Origin of the sequence: Mesorhizobium sp. M7A.F.Ca.CA.001.08.2.1 (assembly GCF_003998455.1) — a bacterium.
GTDB lineage: Bacteria > Pseudomonadota > Alphaproteobacteria > Rhizobiales > Rhizobiaceae > Mesorhizobium > Mesorhizobium ciceri.
Genome location: NZ_RZPW01000024.1, coordinates 1 through 19,568, shown reverse-complemented (window position 1 = coordinate 19,568; position 19,568 = coordinate 1). Strand labels below are relative to the sequence as shown.

16 protein-coding genes and 1 pseudogene are annotated in these 19,568 nt (G+C 62.7%); 4 read left to right on the top strand and 13 right to left on the bottom strand.

Going from position 1 to position 19,568, the window contains the following annotated elements:
- From EN914_RS03095 to puuE, 12 genes are all read right to left on the bottom strand, one after another.
- Nucleotides 1-292 (bottom strand): sigma factor (locus EN914_RS03095; RefSeq protein WP_281034647.1); only part of this gene is annotated, 292 nt, incomplete at its 3' end.
- A 170-nt stretch (nucleotides 293-462) separates the two neighbouring features.
- Nucleotides 463-1,302, bottom strand: a complete 840-nt coding sequence (locus EN914_RS03090) for an alkaline phosphatase family protein (protein ID WP_024501944.1) — start codon at nucleotides 1,300-1,302, stop codon at nucleotides 463-465.
- A 97-nt stretch (nucleotides 1,303-1,399) separates the two neighbouring features.
- Nucleotides 1,400-2,989 (bottom strand): ABC transporter substrate-binding protein, encoded by a 1,590-nt coding sequence (locus EN914_RS03085; RefSeq protein ID WP_024501943.1) that lies wholly within the window; start codon nucleotides 2,987-2,989, stop codon nucleotides 1,400-1,402.
- 185 nt (nucleotides 2,990-3,174) lie between these two features.
- The gene (locus tag EN914_RS03080; RefSeq protein WP_013528251.1) at nucleotides 3,175-4,845 is read right to left on the bottom strand and encodes an ABC transporter ATP-binding protein; all 1,671 of its coding nucleotides are present in this window, start codon (nucleotides 4,843-4,845) and stop codon (nucleotides 3,175-3,177) included.
- Nucleotides 4,845-5,669: an ABC transporter permease gene (locus tag EN914_RS03075; protein WP_013528250.1), complete on the bottom strand. Its 825-nt coding sequence runs from the start codon at nucleotides 5,667-5,669 to the stop codon at nucleotides 4,845-4,847. Before EN914_RS03075 ends, EN914_RS03080 begins: the two co-directional genes overlap by 1 nt.
- A 9-nt stretch (nucleotides 5,670-5,678) precedes the next feature.
- Complete coding sequence (locus EN914_RS03070; RefSeq protein ID WP_013528249.1) at nucleotides 5,679-6,638, bottom strand: ABC transporter permease; 960 nt, start codon at nucleotides 6,636-6,638, stop codon at nucleotides 5,679-5,681.
- A gap of 16 nt (nucleotides 6,639-6,654) precedes the next feature.
- A complete protein-coding gene (locus EN914_RS03065; RefSeq protein WP_013528248.1) occupies nucleotides 6,655-8,241 on the bottom strand; it encodes an ABC transporter substrate-binding protein in 1,587 nt (528 codons plus the stop codon).
- Nucleotides 8,242-8,396: 155 nt separating this feature from the next.
- Nucleotides 8,397-10,382, bottom strand: coding sequence for a CocE/NonD family hydrolase (locus EN914_RS03060; protein WP_024501942.1), 1,986 nt, complete (start codon nucleotides 10,380-10,382; stop codon nucleotides 8,397-8,399).
- A gap of 82 nt (nucleotides 10,383-10,464) precedes the next feature.
- A complete protein-coding gene (locus tag EN914_RS03055) occupies nucleotides 10,465-11,058 on the bottom strand; it encodes a nucleoside deaminase (protein ID WP_024501941.1) in 594 nt (197 codons plus the stop codon).
- Nucleotides 11,055-11,561 (bottom strand): ureidoglycolate lyase, encoded by a 507-nt coding sequence (locus EN914_RS03050; RefSeq protein ID WP_024501940.1) that lies wholly within the window; start codon nucleotides 11,559-11,561, stop codon nucleotides 11,055-11,057. Before EN914_RS03050 ends, EN914_RS03055 begins: the two co-directional genes overlap by 4 nt.
- On the bottom strand, nucleotides 11,558-12,421 hold the full coding sequence (locus tag EN914_RS03045) for a bifunctional allantoicase/(S)-ureidoglycine aminohydrolase (protein ID WP_024501939.1): 864 nt from the start codon (nucleotides 12,419-12,421) through the stop codon (nucleotides 11,558-11,560). Before EN914_RS03045 ends, EN914_RS03050 begins: the two co-directional genes overlap by 4 nt.
- Nucleotides 12,422-12,431: 10 nt before the next feature.
- Nucleotides 12,432-13,850: an allantoinase PuuE gene (puuE, locus tag EN914_RS03040; RefSeq protein WP_024501938.1), complete on the bottom strand. Its 1,419-nt coding sequence runs from the start codon at nucleotides 13,848-13,850 to the stop codon at nucleotides 12,432-12,434.
- A 203-nt stretch (nucleotides 13,851-14,053) separates the two neighbouring features.
- On the opposite strand from puuE, the gene uraH reads away from it, so the two are divergent.
- The 4 genes from uraH to xdhC all read left to right on the top strand — a co-directional run bounded on the left by uraH (nucleotide 14,054) and on the right by xdhC (nucleotide 19,420).
- Entirely contained in the window at nucleotides 14,054-14,428 is a 375-nt protein-coding gene (gene uraH / locus EN914_RS03035; protein ID WP_013528242.1) for a hydroxyisourate hydrolase, read from the top strand.
- A 3-nt stretch (nucleotides 14,429-14,431) separates the two neighbouring features.
- A complete protein-coding gene (xdhA, locus tag EN914_RS03030; RefSeq protein ID WP_024501937.1) occupies nucleotides 14,432-15,913 on the top strand; it encodes a xanthine dehydrogenase small subunit in 1,482 nt (493 codons plus the stop codon).
- Between the two features lie 190 nt (nucleotides 15,914-16,103).
- Nucleotides 16,104-18,464: a xanthine dehydrogenase molybdopterin binding subunit gene (xdhB, locus tag EN914_RS03025; RefSeq protein WP_024501936.1), complete on the top strand. Its 2,361-nt coding sequence runs from the start codon at nucleotides 16,104-16,106 to the stop codon at nucleotides 18,462-18,464.
- Between the two features lie 74 nt (nucleotides 18,465-18,538).
- Nucleotides 18,539-19,420, top strand: a complete 882-nt coding sequence (gene xdhC, locus EN914_RS03020) for a xanthine dehydrogenase accessory protein XdhC (protein WP_024501935.1) — start codon at nucleotides 18,539-18,541, stop codon at nucleotides 19,418-19,420.
- A gap of 12 nt (nucleotides 19,421-19,432) precedes the next feature.
- Here xdhC and EN914_RS39045 read toward each other — a convergent pair.
- Nucleotides 19,433-19,568 (bottom strand): annotated as a pseudogene (locus tag EN914_RS39045) (nitrilotriacetate monooxygenase); the annotation flags it as partial.

The window sequence follows — 19,568 nt, the reverse complement described above, 5'->3', positions numbered from 1 at the left end:
CGTCGATCCAGTCTTCCTTTTTCTTGCGCAGAAAGGACAGCGCCTTGAAACGGGCAATGCCGAGCAGCCATGTCGAGACTTCGGAACGCCCTTCGAAGCCGGGCGCCTGGCGCCACAACTCGAGGAAGACTTCGTTGGCGATATCGTCGGCCATCATTTCCGATCCGGTCTGGCGCGCCACGAAGCGGTAGACCCGCGCGTGGTGACGCATGAACAGGAGCCGCACGGCGGCTCGGTCGCCCTTCGCGACCCGGTCGACGAGCGCGCGATCGGTCTCCGTCGCTGCCGTCATGGCCGGTCGAGCCGCCTGGCTCCTGTCTGCTCTGTCGCTGATCGGCCCAAAAAGGTTCATCCTCCGCCAAGGAATTTTGCGGAGGCTAACCGAAGAGCGCGGAGGTTGCCAGAGGTGCGCCTCTTCCTTCTCCCACAAGGGCAGAAGGGAAGAGCTTCGCGGACCGCTTCTCACTCCAAGAAAGACTTCGCCTTCATCGTCGCGGGCACGGGAACACCCAGTCGGCTCAGCACCGTCGGCGCGAGCTGCAGCTGGTCGAGTAGTGTGTCCGCATCCGGCCCTTTGCCTTGTCCAAAATAATACAGCGCGAAATCCTGCATCTCGTCGTCATGGCCGCCGTGATGGCCACGATCGGTCTGGCCGTGATCGGCGGTCACGATCACCTCATAGCCGGCTTCGATCCAGCGCGGCAGGAAGGCGGCCAGCATGCCGTCCATCGCATAGACGGCATGGTCCATCTCGTGGCAGTCGTGGCCGAAGCGGTGTCCCATCGAATCCAGCGTGCAGGTGTGCAGGATGCCGTAGTCGATGCCATGGCGTTTCGTCAGCATGGTCAGCGTCGCGAACAGGTCGACATCGCTCGGCGTCATCTGGTTGCGGAGATTGTAACCGGTCATGGTGTGGAAGCGGCCATGCGTGATCGGCCCGCCTGGCTCGTCGAATTCCATGCCCTCGACCAGGTCGAACGGGTAGGCGCGGAAGAATTCCGACCAGTAGGAATGGGTCACCGCCCCCGTCTTGCCGCCTGCCTTGCTGACCTCGGAGAAGATATCGGGCTGCTCGACGCGGAAACGGTTCTCATTGGAGAGAATCCCGTGCACCTGCGGCGAAACCCCGGTGTGGATCGAGGCATAGCAGCAGGCCGAGGTCGACGGCAGCACCGAGCGCATCTTCCAGACCTGCGCCTCGCCCGATTGCACCCAGCCTTCGAGATTGCCCATCAGCCGGCGCCAGTTCCGGTAAGGCACGCCATCGAGGATGATCAGCAGAAGCTTGGATTTGAGCGCCACGGGCTGCTCCATGCGGTTGGCGGTTGAAACGGGAACGCCGTGTGCCGTCCCGGGCACACGGCGTTCTGATAGATGAAATCGGCCGATCAGGGTCCGCTCAAGCGTTGAGCCAGCACTCGGCAAGCGCGTAGCCGTCCATCATTTCGCCGATAGGGCTCTTGGCATAGCCGCCGATCTTGTTGGTGGCGGCCGCGTCGATGAACTGGTTGAAGAAGGGCACGATCAGCCCGCCTTCGTCACGCATCATCACTGCCATATCGTGGTAGATCGCCTGGCGCTTGGCCTGGTCGAGCTCGCCGCGCGCGGTAAACAGCATCTTGTCGAATTCCGGCCGCTTGAAGCGCGTGTCGTTCCAGTCGGCGGTCGAGACATAGCCGGTGGAATACATCTGGTCCTGCGTGGCGCGTCCGCCCCAGTAGGAGAGCGAGAAGGGCTGCTTGTTCCAGACCTCCGACCAGTAGCCGTCGCCGGGTTCGCGCTTGATCTCGATCTTGATGCCGGCTTTGGCGCAGGACTGCTGATAGAGCTGTGCGGCATCGACGGCGCCCGGGAAGGCGACGTCCGAGGTGCGCAGCACGATCGAGCCGCTGTGGCCTGATTTCTTGTAGGCTGCCGCCGCCTTGTCCGGATCGAACTTGCGCTGTTCGATATCGGCGGAAAACAGCGGATAGGCCTCGTTGATCGGGAAGTCGTTACCCACCGAGCCATAGCCGCGCAGGATCTTTTCCAGCATCTCGTCGCGGTCCATGGCTAGCTTCAGCGCCATGCGCAGATCATTGCTGTCGAAAGGTGCGGTGTCGCAGAACATGTTGAACGGATAGTAGCCCTTGCCCGAGACGTTCTCGATGGAAACGCCCGCGATGCGCTTGACCAGATCGACGACCTTGGGTTCGACGCGGTTGATCATGTGCACCTGGCCGCCTTGCAAGGCTGCAAGCCGTGCGGTCGCATCATTGATGACGATGATCTCGACCTGGTCGGCATGGCCGGCCTTGTCGCCAAGCCAGTAATTGGCGAAACGCTCGCCGCCATGGCGCACGCCTGGCTGGTTGACGCTAACCTTGTAGGGTCCGGCGCTGATGCCGGCATTCGGATCGTCCTTGCCGCCATTCGGCTGGATGACGAGATGGTAGTCGGCCATCAGATAGGGGAAGTCGGCATCGGCGTCGCCGAGCGTGACGATGACTTCCTTGCCGCTCGCCTTGACGCCCTTGATGTTCTTGAGGATGCCGAGTGCTCCGGACTTGGACTTCTCGTCCGCATGGCGCTCGATGGTGGCGGCAACGTCCTCCGCGCCGACCGTCTTGCCATTGTGGAACTCGATGCCATCGCGGATCTTGATCGTCCATGTCTTGGCGTCGGCTGAGGCGCCAATCTCTTCGGCAATCAGGTTGACCAGCTTGTTGTCCGGTGTGAGGCGCACAAGATACTCGCCCCAAAGCTTGCCAAAGCTGAAGGTTACCTGGCTGAGATTCAGCGCCGGATCGAGGCTGTTGGTGGATTCCCCGCCCTGCAGGCCAGCCTTGATGATACCGCCCTTCACCGCCGTCTGGGCAAATGCCTTGCCGGCCAGCGCCGGCATCATGGCCGCCGATACGCCGAGCGCGGCGGCGCGCCCAAGAAAGGCACGGCGCGATATCCGGCCGTGACCGGCGAGTTCGGCGAGATAATCGAGTTCAGTTTTCATGTCCTACCCCTGTTTAAAAGTCGTGCGAGCGGCGCTCGTCCCGAAGGACGTGTGGCGCTCTAGTGTTGCATCCGGATGACGGTCGCTGACGCCCCTATGTGGCAGCTTGGTCTGACACAATTTCCAGGGGAAGCGCCTGCCTTTTTCTTCCGGCAGTATTGGTTCCCAGTTTTCCCGGAATTGCTTTAGTTCCCCGCGCTGGCCATGCGCCGTCCCTTGATTGCCTTTTCCAGCCAGCCGATTTCCATCTCTGGAACCGAGGAGAGCAGCAGGTCGGTGTAGGCGTCGAAGGGCGGGCTCAGCACCTTGCCCTTGGGGCCGTAACGCACCACCTCGCCGCGATACATAACCGCGATTGAATCGGCGATCGACTTCACCGTGGCAAGGTCATGCGTGATGAACAGATAGGCGACGTTCTCTTCCTTCTGCAACTCCAGCAGCAGCTCGAGGATGCCGTGTGCCACCAGCGGATCGAGCGCCGAGGTCACCTCGTCGCAGATGATCAGCTTCGGCTTGGCGGCAAGCGACCGGGCGATGCAGACACGCTGTTTCTGGCCGCCGGAAAGCTCGGCCGGGTAGCGGTCGGAAAATCCCTTGCCCATCTCGATCTTGTCGAGCAGTTCGGCAACGCGTCTGTCGCGCTCACGGCCGCGCATGCCGAAATAAAACTCCAGCGGCCGGCCGATGATGGTGCCGACGGTCTGACGCGGGTTCATCGCCACATCGGCCATCTGGTAGATCATCTGCAACTGGCGCAGATCCTCCTTCGGCCGGTCGGCCAGCCTGTTGGCCAGCGCGCGTCCGTCGAAGGTGACGGTACCCTGTTCGGGTGGCAAAAGTCCCGTGATGGCGCGCGCCAGCGTCGACTTGCCGGAGCCGGACTCGCCGACCACGGCCAGCGTCTGGCCCGGATAGATGTCGACGGATACGTCCTTCAGCACCTTGATATGGCTGCGGCCATAGGCGGCGGTGACGTTCTTCACCGACAGGAACGGCGACGTGCCGGGCTTCTGCTCCTGGTGTTCGATCTCATGCACCGAGACCAGCGCGTTGGTGTATTCCTGGCGCGGCTCCTTGATGATCTGCCTTGTGCCGCCCCATTCGACCAGCCTTCCATGGCGCAGCACCATGATCTCGTCGGAGACCTGGGCGACGACGGCAAGGTCGTGCGTGATGTAGAGCGCAGCGACATGGGTGTCGCGGATGGCGTCCTTGATCGCCGCCAGCACGTCGATCTGCGTCGTCACGTCGAGCGCCGTGGTCGGCTCGTCGAAGACGATCAGGTCCGGCTCGGAGCACAGGGCCATCGCCGTCATCACACGCTGCAACTGGCCGCCCGAAACCTGGTGCGGAAAACGCTCGCCGATGGTTTCAGGGTTCGGCAGGCTGAGCTTCTTGAACAGCGCAACCGCGCGCTTCTCGGCCTCGGCGCGTGTCGCGGTGCCGTGCAGCAGGGTGGCTTCCACCACCTGGTCCATCAGTCTGTGCGCCGGGTTGAAGGCCGCTGCCGCCGACTGCGCGACATAGCAGACCTCGCGGCCGCGTAATTTGCGGAAGCCGTCCTTGCCGCCCTTGAGGATGTCGCGGCCGTTCAGGATCACCTCGCCGCCTGTGATGCGCACGCCGCCGCGGCCGTAGCCCATAGACGACAGGCCGATAGTCGACTTGCCGGCGCCGGATTCGCCGATCAGGCCGAGCACCTTGCCCTTCTCGAGCGTCAGTGAGACATCGTGCACCAGCACGATGTCCTTCGGCGGTTCGCCGGGCGGGAAGACGGTAGCCTCGATGCGCAGATTGCGGATGTCGAGCAGCAGGCCTGACTTCGGTTGCCCGAGCTTCGCTTTGGTGTCGGCCATCACCCGCGTCCTCCCTTGAGGCTTGTCGTCCGGTTGAGCACCCAGTCGGCAACCAGGTTGACGGAAATCGCCAGCAGCGCGATCGCCCCCGCTGGGATGAGTGCGGCCGCGATGCCGAACACGATGCCGTCTTTGTTTTCCTTAACCATGCCGCCCCAGTCGGCGTCCGGTGGCTGCACGCCAAGGCCGAGGAACGACAGCGTCGACAGGAACAGCACCGCGTAGATGAAGCGCAGACCGAGTTCGGAAACCAGCGGCGACAATGCGTTGGGGAGGATCTCGCGGAAGATGATCCAGCCGCTGCCTTCACCGCGCAGTTTCGCCGCTTCGACATAGTCCATGACGTTGATGTCGACGGCGACCGCGCGCGACAGGCGATAGACGCGGGTCGAATCCAGAATGCCCATCACCAGGATCAGCGTCACCAGATTGGTCGGCAGCACCGACAGCACGACGAGACCCATGATCAGTGTCGGGATCGACATCAAGAGATCGACGAGGCGCGACAGCAGCGTGTCGAACCAGCCGCCGAAGACGGCCGCCGAGAAGCCGAGAATGGCGCCGAGCGAGAACGACAGCGCGGTGGCCAGCACCGCGATGAACAAAGTGATGCGGGCGCCGTAGATCATGCGCGAAAGCAGGTCTCGGCCGAGATTGTCGGTGCCCAGCAAATGGGCAGCCGACATCGGTTCCCAGACGTCGCCGACGATTTCGCCATTGCCGTGCGGCGCGATCCAGGGGGCGAAGACCGCCGCAAGCACGAACAATGCCGTCAGCACGATGCCGATCAGCGCGGGGATGGGGATGCGTTTGATATCGAGCATATCCGCCCCCTATTTCGGATGTCTGAGACGCGGATTGGCGACGATCGCCGCTATGTCCGCAATGATGTTCAGGCTGATATAGACGGCGGCGAAGATCAGGCCGACCGCCTGCACCACCGGCACGTCTCGCTTGGTGACGTGGTCGACCAGATACTGTCCCATACCCGGATAGACGAAGATCACCTCGACCACGACGACGCCAACGATCAAGTAGGCGAGGTTGAGCATGACGACATTGATGATCGGCGCGATGGCATTGGGGAAGGCGTGCTTGCGGATGACGTTGAAGGCCGACAGGCCCTTCAGTTCCGCCGTCTCGACATAGGCCGACTGCATGACATTGAGGATCGCCGCGCGTGTCATGCGCATCATGTGGGCGAGCACGACCAGCGTCAGCGCCGTCGCCGGCAAGGCGATCGCCTGCATCCGTTCGCCAAAAGGCATGCCGTCATAGACGGTCGAAATGCCGGGGAATATCTGCCATTTCACGGCGAAGAAATAGACCAGCACATAGCCGATGAAGAATTCGGGAAACGAGGTCGAGGCCAGCGCCAGCCCGGAGATCAGCTTGTCGACCCAGCCATTGCGGTAGCGCACCGCGATCAGGCCGAGGATGATCGCCAGCGGCACGGCGACGATCGCCGCCCAGAAGGCGAGGAACAGCGTGTTCCACAGCCGTCCCTTGATCGACGTGGCGATGTCCTGCCCGCTCGACATGGCCGTGCCGAGATCGCCGGTCAGCACGCCGCCCAGCCAATGAAAATACCTGAGATAGGCTGGCTGGTTGAGTCCGAGCTGCTCGCGCAGATTGGCAAGCGACTCCGGCGTCGCCGACTGTCCGAGAATGGCTTGCGCGACGTCGCCGGGCAGGATCTGGGTGCCGGCGAAGATCAGGACCGAAACGGCCAACAAGAGCAGAATGCCCAGCGCAACGCGCTGGGCCACCAGTTTCAAGATGGGTGAGGACATATCCGCAAGGCCAAGCTCAGGCTTCGAGCCAGCACTTCGCCAGCGCGTAGCCGTTCATCAGCTCCTGATGCGGATCGTCGACCCAGCCGCCGACCTTGGCGCCGGTAGCGTCGATGAACTGGTTGAACATCGGCAGGATCAGGCCGCCCTCGTCTCGTACCAGGACAGCCATGTCATGATACATCTGCTTGCGCTTGGTCTCGTCGAGCTCGGCGCGCGCCGCCAGCACCATCTTATCGAAGTCAGGACGCTTGAAACGCGTGTCGTTCCAGTCGGCGGTCGACAGATAAGCGGTGGAGTACATCTGGTCCTGGGTCGAGCGGCCGCCCCAGTAGGACGCGCAGAAGGGCTGCTTGTTCCAGACCTCGTTCCAATAGCCGTCGCCGGGCTCACGCTTCAGCTCGATCTGAATGCCGGCCTTGGCCGCGCTCTGCTGGAACAACTGCGATGCATCGACGGCGCCCGGGAAAGCGACGTCCGAGGTCCGCAGCAGGACCGCGCCGTCGTGGCCGGACTTCTTGAAGTGGAACTTGGCCTTGTCGGGATCGTATTTGCGCTGCTCGATCTCGGTAAACAGCGGATAGGACGCATTGATCGGGAAGTCGTTGCCGAGCGAACCGTAGCCGCGCAGGATCTTGTCCAGCATTTCCTCGCGGTCGATGGCCAGCTTCAGTGCCATGCGCAAATCGGCGTTGTCGAACGGCGCCGTGTTGCAATGCATGATGAACACGTAGTGGCCAGGACCCGCGTGGTTGCGGATGGTGACGCCCGGCAGGCGCTTGATCAGGTCGACGATCTTCGGCTCGACGCGGTTGATCACGTTGACCTGGCCGCCCTGCAGGGCGGCCGTGCGCGCTGTCGCATCGTTGATGACGATGATCTCGATCTGGTCGGCATGGCCCATCTTGTCGCCCTGCCAGTAATTGGCGAAACGCTCGCCGCCATGGCGCACACCGGGCTCATTGGTCGTGACCTTGTAAGGACCGGCCGAGATGCCTGCGTCAGCCTTGTCCTTGCCGCCATTTGGTTGGACGATCAGGTGATAGTCGCTGAGCAAATAGGGCAGATCGGCATTGGCCTCCTTCAGCGTCAGCACGACTTCCTTGCCGCTGGCCTTGATGGTCTCGATACCTTTCATGTAGCCGAGCGCGCCGGATTTCGACTTCTCGTCGGAATGGCGCTCGAGTGTGGCGGCCACGTCCTCGGCGGTCACTGTCTTGCCGTTGTGGAATTCGACGCCGTCGCGGATCTTCAGCGTCCACACCTTGGCGTCGTCCGACGAGCCGATCTCCTCGGCGATGCGGTTCTCGAGCTTGCCTTCCGGCGAAAGCTCGACAATCAATTCGCCCCACATCTTGCCGAAGGCGAACGGCACCTGAGTCATGAACAGTGCCGGATCAAGGCTGTTGGTGGATTCGCCGCCGACAAGTCCGGCCTTCAGTGTGCCGCCCTTGACCGGGCCTGCCGCGCGTGCAGCGCTTGAAAGCAGCGAGTTGGCGAAGGGCGCGGAGATACCGAGCGCCGCCGCCCGGCCGAGAAAATCACGACGGCTCAGTTTGCCCGACGCGACACGCCGGCTAAGAAATTCCAGTTCGTTCGACATTTTTGAGTTCCTCACTCTGTTGGTTCGACTCTGCGGTCGTTTTTCTTGTTTCTTGTGAGGAGAATAATGACCGCAAGGGAAAGCGGTAAGCAAGACCGAATGCGACATGCCGTGGCGTAAATCGTACGTCGCAATTGGACCAATGAAATCGGCATTCAAAGAAGCGCGCGCGGCACCTTCTCCTCGAAATTGCGCTCGAAGACGAGGGTTTCGTCCTCATAGGCCTCGATTCTGGCGCTGACGATGAAGTTTTGCGCATCCGATCGCATTTCGGCTGTCGTTTCGGTGCGTACTGACCATCCGTTTCGCGACAGGGTCTGCGTCCAGTGCGTCTTCCCCGAGGCCGACAGCGGATCGTCGGGATGGATCGTCCAGGTCTCGCGGGCGATGCTGCCATTGGCGAGGCGATGGGCGAGATCGCGCACCTCGCCGAAATCGTCAACAATGGAAAGCGTCACCATTCCGGTCTTCTCATCACGATCGACATGACGCTCTGAATTGGCGGCGCGGATCGTCTCTGTTGCCCAGGGGGTGGCACCTTCCGGCTCGGCGAACGTTACTTCGTCGCCTGTCGCCAGCGGCCGCAGCGGCAAATTGAGCGTCGCCGTCGACAAGGTGAGCTGGACCGGCTCCGGCGACGGCCAGATGGCAGGCCAATAGGCGTTCGAAACGGCAACACGCAGCCGGTGGCCGGCCGGCACACGATAGGCGCATTGATCGAGCACGACGCGCACCGAGACGGTTTCGCCCGGCACCAGCGCCTCGGGGAATTCGTGCGAATTGCGGTGCGTCAGATTGAGCACGCCATAGGAGATCAACTCCGAGGCGCCGTCGGGATGCACATCGCAAAGCCGGACCGCGATGTTGGCCTGCGGACGATCAGAGGACAGCCGCAGCTCGACCTCCGGCGCTCCGACGATGTCGATCGGCTCGATGAGTTCCGGCTGGTCGAGACACACCGACAGCGCATCGTCGGGGCGCTGGTCGCCGGGCAGTTCGGGACCGAAGGTGAAGGGAAAATACTCGCCGCCGGCCAGGCCGCAGCTTTGCGGAGAGGCGATGATGGCGGGTTTTTCCGTTGAGGGGATCAGATCAACCGTTTGCATCTTGATGGTTGGCGAGGGCCATTCCTGCTCCGCCGCCCAACGGCCGGGACGCTCGGGGTGCCAGCGCGCCGGACGCACGCTGTCCATGACATAGGCGCGGTAGGCCGGGTCGGCCTCGACACCGGTGTCGACACCCTTCAGCCAGCGGTCCCACCAGCGCAAGGCCTCCTGCAGGAAGCCGATGGCAGGCTTGGGCCCGGCGTAGTGCGGGTATTTGTGGATCCATGGCCCGACGATGCCCTTGACCGGGGCTTGGATGTTGGTCGCCAGATGCGAGACGGTGTTGCGGTAGCCGTCATGCCAGCCGCCGATCGACAGCACGGCGGCTTTGACGGCGGAAAAATCCTCGCAGATCGAGCCGCGCTTCCAGTAGGCATCACGGTGCTGGTGTTTCAGCCACAGCGGCGCCAGGAAGGATTGGTTCTCCAGCCGGGTCAGCCACAGATCGCGCCACCGGTTGTCGCCGGCCAAAAGCGGATCCGGCGGCCGCGACGAGTAGGACAGCATGGTCGAGGCCCAGCCGAAATTCTCGATCAGCAGGCAGCCGCCCTTGTAGTGGATGTCGTCGGCATAGCGGTCGACGGTCGAGCACAGGCTGATCACCGCTTTCAGCGCCGGCGGCCGCTTGGCCGCCACCTGCAGGCAGTTGAAGCCGCCCCAGGAAATGCCCATCATGCCGACATTGCCGTTGCACCAGGGCTGGCTTGCCGCCCAGGCGATGACGTCGCAGGCGTCCTGCAATTCCTGCTCGGAATATTCGTCGTCCATCAGCCCTTCGGAATCGCCATTGCCGCGCATGTCGACGCGGATCGAAGCATAGCCGTGGCCGGCGAAATAAGGATGCGTCAGCTGATCGCGAAAGATGGTGCCGTCGCGCTTGCGGTAGGGCAGATGCTCTAGGATGACAGGCACCGGATCGTCGCCCGCATCCTCCGGCATCCACACCCGCGCCGACAGGCGGCAGCCATCCGGCATGACGATGCCCATGTCCGGGAATTCGACGATTTTGCGGGCAAATTCGGTGACGGTTTTCATGGCATGCTCCAGGATCGCCAGATGATGGAGCCTGCCGTGCCGCGTCGTGGGCCAGCCAACGAATTCGGCTGGTCAATCCGCGTCAGTTCAGCGGGATATCGTTATCGTCCTTGTTCGCCTGATAGATGTTGGACAATTCATCGTAGCGCGCCGAAATCGCGCCGATACGGGTCTCCAGCCGTCGCCGCTCTGCCTCGGGCAACGCTCGCACCAGCCTGCGGATAGAAAAGCTCTTCCAGTAGGCATTCTCGGCATTGTAGCCGCCGGGATCGAGGGTGAAGACCTCTTTCAGGATCTTCAGGTCGTGCGGGATGGCGAAGCTGTCGCGCGAATCCTCGTGGCTGAACAGATAGTAGAAATTGTCGAAGCCGGTCCAGGTGATCGCCGACAGGCACAGCGAGCAGGGTTCGTGCGTGGCGATGAAGATGGCGTCTTTCGTATCGACGCGCTCAGCCCTGGGCATTTCGTAGAAACGCTTCAGGCAGTGTACCTCGCCATGCCAGAGCGGGTTTTCCATCTCGTTGTTGGTTTCAGCCAGCACCAGCGAACGGTCGTCCTTGCGCAGGATCGCCGCGCCGAACAGCTTGTTGCCATAGGTAACGCCCTCGGCCGTCTTCGGCACGATGTCGTGCTCGATCACATCGAGCAGGCGGTCGATCAGTGAAATATCGGTCACAGGAGGCTCTCGTTGGGCAAGTGGATCTCGTAGGCGTGCGAGAAATGGAACTCTTCGAGATTGGAGCCATCGCCGCCACGGTCGACGATCAGGAAGTCCTGAGCCTCGCCGAGCGGCGTCAGCACGCCATGCCAGAGATTGCGCCGGTAATTGATGCCTTGTCCGGGTGCGGTGATGAAGGCATGCGGCTCGCCCGGCCCCTGCTCCCCGTCATGGCAGACGACGACCAGGAAGGGGCGCGGCGAGAGCGGGATGAAGGCCTGGCTGCCGAAGGGATGGCGCTCGACCATGCTCAATTTCAGGGGCAATTCGTAGGGCGTGCCGCGCACCATCGAGATCAGCACGCGGGCGTTCGGACCGGTTGCTTCGGCGGTAGCCAGATCATGATGGCGCTCGGCCCTGCCGCCATTGATCGGGTAGTGGTTGTCGCCGCCCATGTCGATGACATCGCCGAAGGGGGCAAAGCCCTCGCGGGTCAGCGGCCGCGCGACGATACGGGTCACAGCGCGCGCCTTGCGATGCCGGCGCCGCCGAGCTTGGCGTGCCGGTTGACATCCTTGTAGAGCAGATAGCGGAATTTACCCGGGCCACCGGCATAGCAGGCCTGCGGGCAGAAGGCGCGCAGCCACATATAGTCGCCGGCCTCGACCTCGACCCAGTCCTGGTTGAGGCGGTAGACGGCCTTACCCTCCAGCACATAGAGACCGTGCTCCATGACATGGGTCTCGGCGAAGGGAATGACCGCGCCGGGTTCCAGCGTGACAATGGTCATGTGCATGTCGTGGCGCAAATCTGCCGGATCGACGAACCGCGTCGTCGCCCAGCGGCCTTCGGTGCCGGGCATCGGCGTTGGCGCGATCTCCTGCTCATTGGTGAAGAAGGCTTCCGGCACATCGAGACCGTCGACCACCTCGTAAGCCTTGCGAATCCAGTGGAAGCGCACGGCGGCCCTGCTTTCGTTGCGAACCGTCCAGCCGCTGGCCGGCGGCAGGAAGGCAAAGCCGCCGGGCCGCAACACATGCGTCTTGCCGGCAAGCAGAACCGTCAGTTCGCCTTCGACCACGAACAGAGCGCCTTCGGCGCCGGCATCGGGTTCCGGCCGATCGCTGCCGCCGCCGGGCGCGACCTCGACAATGTATTGCGAGAACGTCTCGGCAAAACCCGATAGCGGTCGCGACAAGATCCAGACGCGGGTTTCGTCCCAGAACGGCAACGCACTGGTCACGATGTCCTGCATCACACCCCGGGGAATGACGGCATAGGCCTCGGTGAAGACGGCGCGGCCGGTCAGAAGCTCGTTCTGGCCGGAATGGCCGCCATGTGGCGCGTAATAGGTTCGCTCGGGCATCCTGATCGTATCCATGGTTTCAAACCTATTGCGGAAGCATGTCCTTGAGGCGGAGCAGCGCGATGCGCTCGACCTGTTTGCAGGCGGTCTCGAATTCGACGCCGCGGCTGTTGCCGATGCGCGCCTCGAACTCCGCCAGGATTTCCTCCTTCGTCTTGCCCTTCACCGCGATGATGAAAGGGAAGCCGAAGGTGGTGACGTAGGCGGCGTTGAGCTTGGAAAACAGTTCGCGCTCCTTGTCGGTCAGCGCGTCGAGGCCGGCCGAGGCCTGTTCCCTGGTCGATTCCGCCGTCAGCCGTTTGGCCTTGGCCAGCTTGCCGGCAAGGTCGGGATGGGCGTTGAGCACCGAAAGCCGTTCGGTTTCGCTGGCGGAGCGGAAGATACGGCAAAGCGCATTGTGCAGGCCGCCCGAAGTGTCATGCGCCGGGCCTAGTTCCAGTTCGTAGGCGCGTTCGGCGATCCAGGGCGAATGCTCGAACACGCCGCCGAAAGTGTGGACGAAGGTCTCGAATTCCATCTTCGATGGACGGAGTGCCGCCGGTTGATAAGGATTGACCTCTTGCCAGTGCTTGGCGATGTCGATGCGCCTCGCCAGCCAGACCTTGTCGTGCGACTTCACATAGTCGACGAAGCGCTTCAGCGCCGCCACCCGGCCCGGCCGCCCGACGAGGCGGCAGTGCAGGCCGATGTTCATCATGCGTGGCCGGCCGGCCTTGCCCTCGGCATAGAGCGTATCGAAGCTGTCCTTCAAATAGGCAAAGAACTGGTCGCCCGAGTTAAAACCTTGCGGCGTGGCGAACCGCATGTCGTTGGCGTCGAGCGTATAGGGGATGATGAGCTGCGCGCCGCCCTCATGCTCGAACCAGTACGGCAGCTCGTCGTCATAGGTGTCCGACACATAGTCGAAGCCGCCTTCTTCCGCCACAATCCGCACCGTGTTGATCGATGTGCGACCCGTATACCAGCCGGTCGGGCGCGCGCCGGTCACTTCGTAGTGCAGCTTGATCGCCGCCTCGAGGTCGCGGCGCTCATCCTCGGCGCTGTGGTCGCGGTAGTCGATCCATCTTAAGCCGTGCGAAGCGATCTCCCAGCCGGCGTCCTGCATGGCCGCTACCTGATCCGGCGAACGGGCGAGCGCTGTGGCGACGCCGTAGCAGGTGATCGGCACTTGCGACTCGGTGAACAGCCGGAGCAGCCGCCAGAAGCCGGCGCGGGCGCCGTATTCGTAGATGGATTCCATGTTCCAGTGGCGTTGACCCACCCAGGGTGCCGCGCCGACGATTTCCGACAGGAAGGCTTCGGACGCCTTGTCGCCATGCAACACGCAGTTTTCGCCGCCTTCCTCGTAATTGACGACGAACTGCACGGCGACATGTGCACCGCCAGGCCATTTCGGGTCCGGCGGATTGGCTCCGTAGCCGCGCATGTCTCTGCTGTAACGCATCGTCCCTCCCGCCGGGCACGGCCCGAAGTATGATCAGAATATCGAAAGGGTGCTTCTCGCATTCCCCCGAAAATTTTTGAAAGTGTTTTTGTCGCACTCCGCTCGACCGGGACTTATGCATCGCCTTTAATTGGCGCACAATTCACTGTTGATACTTGACCGTACCGGGCCAATTCGCTCGTACCGGAAATGGGAGGCGGCCAATGGCAGAAACGTCGAAAGCCGACGGCGGGCGTCTGACGACCCATGTCCTCGACACGGCGACCGGCAAGCCGGCGGCGGGACTGTCGATCGCGCTCTATCACCTCGAGGGCAAGGCGCGGACACATCTGAAGACCGTTCTCACCAATGCCGACGGCCGTTGCGACAAGCCGCTGCTCGCCGGCGCGGAGTTCCGCACCGGCGAATACGAACTGGTCTTCGCCGCCGGCGACTATTTGCGCCAGCAGGGGTTGAGCCTGCCGAAACCCGCCTTTCTCGATGTGATACCGATCCGCTTCGGCATGGCCGAGCCTGTGCATTATCATGTGCCACTGCTGGTCTCGCCCTACGGTTACTCGACCTACAGGGGGAGCTGAGGCATGACCAAAATTAGCATCCGCAACGAAATCCGCTTCATTCTCAATGGCAGGGATGTGGCGCTTTCGTCGGTGGCACCCGACGCGACCTTGCTCGACTGGCTGCGGCTCGACCGTTCGCTGCGCGGCACCAAGGAAGGGTGTGCCGAGGGAGACTGCGGTGCCTGCACCGTGCTGGTCGGCAAGCTGTCGGAGGGCGGCTTGGTCTATGAAAGCGTCAATGCCTGCATCCGCTTCCTCGGCTCGCTCGACGGCACCCATGTCGTGACGGTCGAGCATCTGCGCGGTTCACCCGGCCAGTTGCATCCGGTGCAGCAGGCGATGATCGATTTCCACGGCTCGCAATGCGGCTTCTGCACGCCCGGCTTCGTCATGTCGCTCTATGGCTTGTGGATGAAGTCGCCTGATCCCTCGAACGCGGATGTCGAAAAGGCTTTGCAAGGCAATCTCTGCCGCTGCACCGGCTACGAGGCGATCATGCGCGCCGCGCAGGCCATCTCCAGCTACGGCAAGGCGGCAAAGGACCCGCTGGCCACGGAACGCAAGGCGATCACCGCGAGGCTCGAGGCCATGCGTGACGGCGCCCGGGTCGAGATCGGAACCGGCAAGGCGCGGCTGGTCGTGCCGGCCGATGTCGACGATTTCGCCGCCGTGCTGGACAAGGAACCCGGCGCTACCATCGTGGCCGGCTCGACCGATGTCGGCCTGTGGGTGACCAAGCACATGCGCGATATTTCACCGGCCATTTTCATCGGCGATCTCGACGGGCTTTGCACCATCTCGGAAGACAAGGGCGTCATTTCGATCGGCGCCGGCGTCACCTACACTGACGCCTTCGCGACATTGGCGAAGCGCATCCCGGCGTTGGGGCCATTGTTCGATCGCATCGGCGGCGAACAGGTGCGCAACATGGGCACCATCGGCGGCAACATCGCCAACGGCTCGCCGATCGGAGATACGCCACCGCCATTGATCGCACTTGGCGCAAGTCTCACCTTGCGCAAGGGCAAGAAGCAGCGGACGATCCCGTTGGAAACCTTCTTCATCGCCTACGGCAAACAGGATCGGCAGCCGGGTGAATTCGTCGAGGCCGTGCATGTGCCGGTGCCGGCCAAGGAAACGAAGTTTGCCGTCTACAAGATCACCAAGCGTCGCGACGAGGACATTACCGCGGCCCTTGGCGCGTTTTTCCTGGATCTGGCCAAGGACGGAACGGTGGCCGACATTTGCATCGCCTATGGCGGCATGGCAGCGACACCTAAACGGGCCCTCGGTGTCGAGCAGGCCCTGCTCGGCAAACCCTGGACGGAGGCCACGGTCGAGGCGGCCATGGCCGAATACGCCAATGATTTCACGCCGCTGACCGATATGCGGGCAAGCGCCGAATATCGGGCGCTGGCGGCAAAGAACCTGCTGTTGCGTTTCTTTGCCGAGACCAGCGGCACCAAGGCGCCATTCCAGGTCTCACGGCACGAGGCGGCGTGATGCATATCAGCGCCAGCAAACCAATAGCGTCCTTCTCCCCGTTCACGGAGAGAAGATGCCGGCAGGCAGATGAGGGGCGGCGCCGTCGTCGATCGGTATCTGCAAACCAGTCACGGTCAGCGTCGCCCCTCATCCGACCCTTCGGGCCACCTTCTCCCCGTGAGCGGGGAGAAGGGAAAAGAGGCATTCGATGAACAAGCACGCTGCCCCCAACCTCAAGGCTGAAAAGATCGCTGGCGGCGTCGCCACCGATCAGCGCCACGATTCCGCGCACAAACATGTCAGCGGTACCGCCGTCTACATCGACGACATGCCGGAACCATCAGGCACGCTGCATGGCTGCCTAGGGCTTTCCGGTGCCACGCATGCCACCATCACCAGCATGGATCTTTCGGCGGTGCGTAGAGCGCCCGGTGTGGTCGACGTGTTGACGGCCAGTGACGTGCCGGGCGAAAACGACATTTCGCCGACCGGCCGCCACGACGAGCCGGTGCTTGCCGACGGCAAGGTGCAATTCTACGGCCAGCCTATCTTCTGCGTTATTGCGCAAACTCGCGAGCAGGCGCGCCGCGCCACAAGATTGGCAAAGGTCGAATACAAGGAATTGCCTTTCGTCACCGACATCGGCGCGCTCGATCCGAAGAAGGACAAGCTCGTCACGCCGCCTCTCACCCTGAAGCGCGGCGATGCCGCTACGGCGATCCGTCAGGCGCCGCGCCGGCTAAAGGGAAAAATGCGCATCGGCGGCCAGGAACACTTCTACCTCGAAGGCCATATCGCCATGGCCGTTCCTGGCGAGGATCAGGACGTCACCATCTATTCCTCGACCCAGCATCCAAGCGAAGTCCAGCACATGGTCAGCCATGCGCTCGGCGTGCCGAGCAATGCCGTCACGGTGGAAATCCGCCGCATGGGAGGCGGCTTCGGCGGCAAGGAAACGCAGGGAAATCAGTTTGCCGCATTGGCCGCGATCGCCGCGAAGAAGCACCACCGCGCGGTGAAGATCCGGCCCGACCGCGACGACGACATGATCGCCACCGGAAAGCGTCATGATTTCCTCGTCGATTACGAGGTCGGCTTCGATGACGAGGGCAACATCCTCGGCGTCGATTTCATTTTCGCGGCGCGCTGCGGTTTTTCGTCGGACCTTTCCGGCCCGGTAACCGATCGCGCGCTGTTCCATTGCGACAATACTTATTTCTGGCCGGCTGTGCATGCGCAGTCGGCGCCGCTCTACACCAACACCGTGTCGAACACCGCCTTTCGTGGTTTCGGCGGCCCGCAAGGCATGGTCGGCGCCGAGCGCGTCATCGACGAGGTGGCCTTTGCCGTCGGCAAGGATCCACTCGAAATCCGCAAGAAGAATTTCTACGGCACCAGTGGTGACGGCGAGGGGGGCCGCAACATCACGCCCTACCACCAGACGGTCGAGGATAACATCATCCAGCGCATCGTCGCCGAGCTGGAGCAAAGCGCGAGCTATGCGCGGCGGCGGCGTGAAATATCGGCCTTCAATGCCAACAGCCGTTTCATCAAGCGGGGCCTCGCTCTGACGCCGGTCAAATTCGGCATCTCGTTCACCGCCACGCATTACAATCAAGCCGGCGCGCTGGTGCATGTCTACACCGACGGTTCGGTGCATCTGAACCATGGCGGAACCGAGATGGGGCAGGGCCTCAACGTCAAGGTGGCGCAGGTGGTGGCGGAAGAGTTCCAGATCGATCTCGACCAGGTGAAGATCACCGCGACAACGACCGGCAAGGTGCCGAACACTTCGGCTACGGCAGCGTCGTCCGGCTCCGACCTCAACGGCATGGCGGCGCAGAATGGCGCGCGCCAGATCAAGGATCGGCTGACCGATTTCGCCGCCGAAAAATATCAGGTGCCGCATGATCAGGTGCTGTTCCTGCCCAACCGGGTGCGCATCGGCAACCAGGAAATCGCCTTCGCCGACCTCGTCAAGCAGGCCTATATGGCCCGCATCCAGCTGTCGGCGGCTGGTTTCTACAAGACGCCGAAAATCCACTGGAACCGCGACAAGGGCGAGGGCCGCCCCTTCTATTATTTCGCCTATGGCGCCTCGTGCTCGGAGGTCTCGGTCGACACGCTGACCGGCGAATACATGGTCGAGCGTACCGATATTCTCCATGACTGTGGCCGCTCGCTGAACCGGGCGATCGATATCGGCCAGATCGAGGGCGGCTTCATCCAGGGCATGGGCTGGCTGACGACGGAAGAACTGTGGTGGGACGCCAAGGGCCGGCTGCGCACGCATGCGCCGTCGACCTACAAGATCCCGCTCGCCTCCGACCGGCCGAAGATCTTCAACGTCACCTTGGCCGACTGGCCGGAAGCCGGCGAGCCGACCATCCACCGCTCCAAGGCGGTCGGCGAGCCGCCGTTCCCGCTCGGCATGTCGGTGCTGCATGCGCTATCGGACGCGGTGGCCAGTGTCGCCGACAACAGGATCTGCCCGCGCCTCGATGCTCCGGCGACCCCGGAGCGGGTTCTAATGGCGATCGAGCGGCTGAAGAAGGAGGCCGGCGCCTGAATCCGGCCCCAGGGTCGGCAATGCGTGCAATCCGGGCCGAAAAAACCTATATTTCCCATTCGGGAACGTGAACCATGAACTCGAAAGTGCAAAGCCTGAAAGCCTTTCTCGCCAGCGCCGGTCGGGTTGCCCTGGTCGAAGTGGCCGGAACAAAAGGCTCGACGCCACGCGAGAAGGGCGCCTTTATGCTCGTCTCGCAGACGGCGATCTTTGGCACCATCGGCGGCGGTCAGCTCGAATATATGGCAATCGACAAGGCCAGGCAGATGTTGGGCAAAGAAGTCCGCATCGAGGTTGACGAAGTCTGCGCTATCCTAGACGTCCCGCTGGGTCCCGAGATCGGCCAATGCTGCGGCGGGCGCGTCGAAGTCTTGATCCGGCTCGTCGATGCTGCGCTTGCCGGCGACCTGGTTGCGGCCGCGGAAGCCGAGGAGGCGCACCTGCCGTACGTCTACATCTTCGGTGGCGGCCATGTCGGCCAGGCGCTGGCATCGGCGATCGCACTTCTTCCCGTGCACGGCATCGTCATCGAGACGCGGGCCGAAGCACTGGAAGGCATGCCCGAAACCATCGAGACACGGCTGACAGCTATGCCGGAAGCGATGGTGCGGAATGCCCCCGCCGGCGCAGCCTTCGCCATCCTGACCCACGATCATGCGCTGGATTTCCTGATCGTCGCGGAAGCGCTGAAACGCGGTGACACCGCCTATGTCGGCATGATCGGCTCGAAGACCAAGAAAGCGACGTTCAGGACTTGGTTCCTGAAATCGGCGGACGGCAGCCAAGCCGAGTTTGCCCGCCTCGTCTCGCCAATTGGCGGCGACACCGTCAAGGACAAGCGCCCTCAGGTCATCGCGGCGCTGGCTGCGGCCGAGATCATGATGGCGCTGGTCAATCACAACGCAGCCTTTAATGCCGACCATCAAATTCCGCATGGCAGGGTGATGGCAGGCTAAGCTGCGCCGCAGCTAAACCGGCCGTTTCAAACCCAGATGGTCGCGCAGCGTGCGGCCCTGGTATTCCGTCCGGAACAGGCCGCGCCGCTGCAACTCCGGCACGACGAGCGTGGCAAAGGCATCGAGTTCCCCAGGGAAATATGAGGGC

Coding starts and splice junctions, on each gene's coding strand:
- EN914_RS03085 (WP_024501943.1), bottom strand. CDS start 2,989: ATGAAAACTGAACTCGATTATCTCGCCGAACTCGCCGGTCACGGCCGG.
- EN914_RS03080 (WP_013528251.1), bottom strand. CDS start 4,845: ATGGCCGACACCAAAGCGAAGCTCGGGCAACCGAAGTCAGGCCTGCTG.
- EN914_RS03075 (WP_013528250.1), bottom strand. CDS start 5,669: ATGCTCGATATCAAACGCATCCCCATCCCCGCGCTGATCGGCATCGTG.
- EN914_RS03070 (WP_013528249.1), bottom strand. CDS start 6,638: ATGTCCTCACCCATCTTGAAACTGGTGGCCCAGCGCGTTGCGCTGGGC.
- EN914_RS03065 (WP_013528248.1), bottom strand. CDS start 8,241: ATGTCGAACGAACTGGAATTTCTTAGCCGGCGTGTCGCGTCGGGCAAA.
- EN914_RS03060 (WP_024501942.1), bottom strand. CDS start 10,382: ATGAAAACCGTCACCGAATTTGCCCGCAAAATCGTCGAATTCCCGGAC.
- EN914_RS03045 (WP_024501939.1), bottom strand. CDS start 12,421: ATGGATACGATCAGGATGCCCGAGCGAACCTATTACGCGCCACATGGC.
- puuE (WP_024501938.1), bottom strand. CDS start 13,850: ATGCGTTACAGCAGAGACATGCGCGGCTACGGAGCCAATCCGCCGGAC.
- uraH (WP_013528242.1), top strand. CDS start 14,054: ATGGCAGAAACGTCGAAAGCCGACGGCGGGCGTCTGACGACCCATGTC.
- xdhA (WP_024501937.1), top strand. CDS start 14,432: ATGACCAAAATTAGCATCCGCAACGAAATCCGCTTCATTCTCAATGGC.
- xdhB (WP_024501936.1), top strand. CDS start 16,104: ATGAACAAGCACGCTGCCCCCAACCTCAAGGCTGAAAAGATCGCTGGC.
- xdhC (WP_024501935.1), top strand. CDS start 18,539: ATGAACTCGAAAGTGCAAAGCCTGAAAGCCTTTCTCGCCAGCGCCGGT.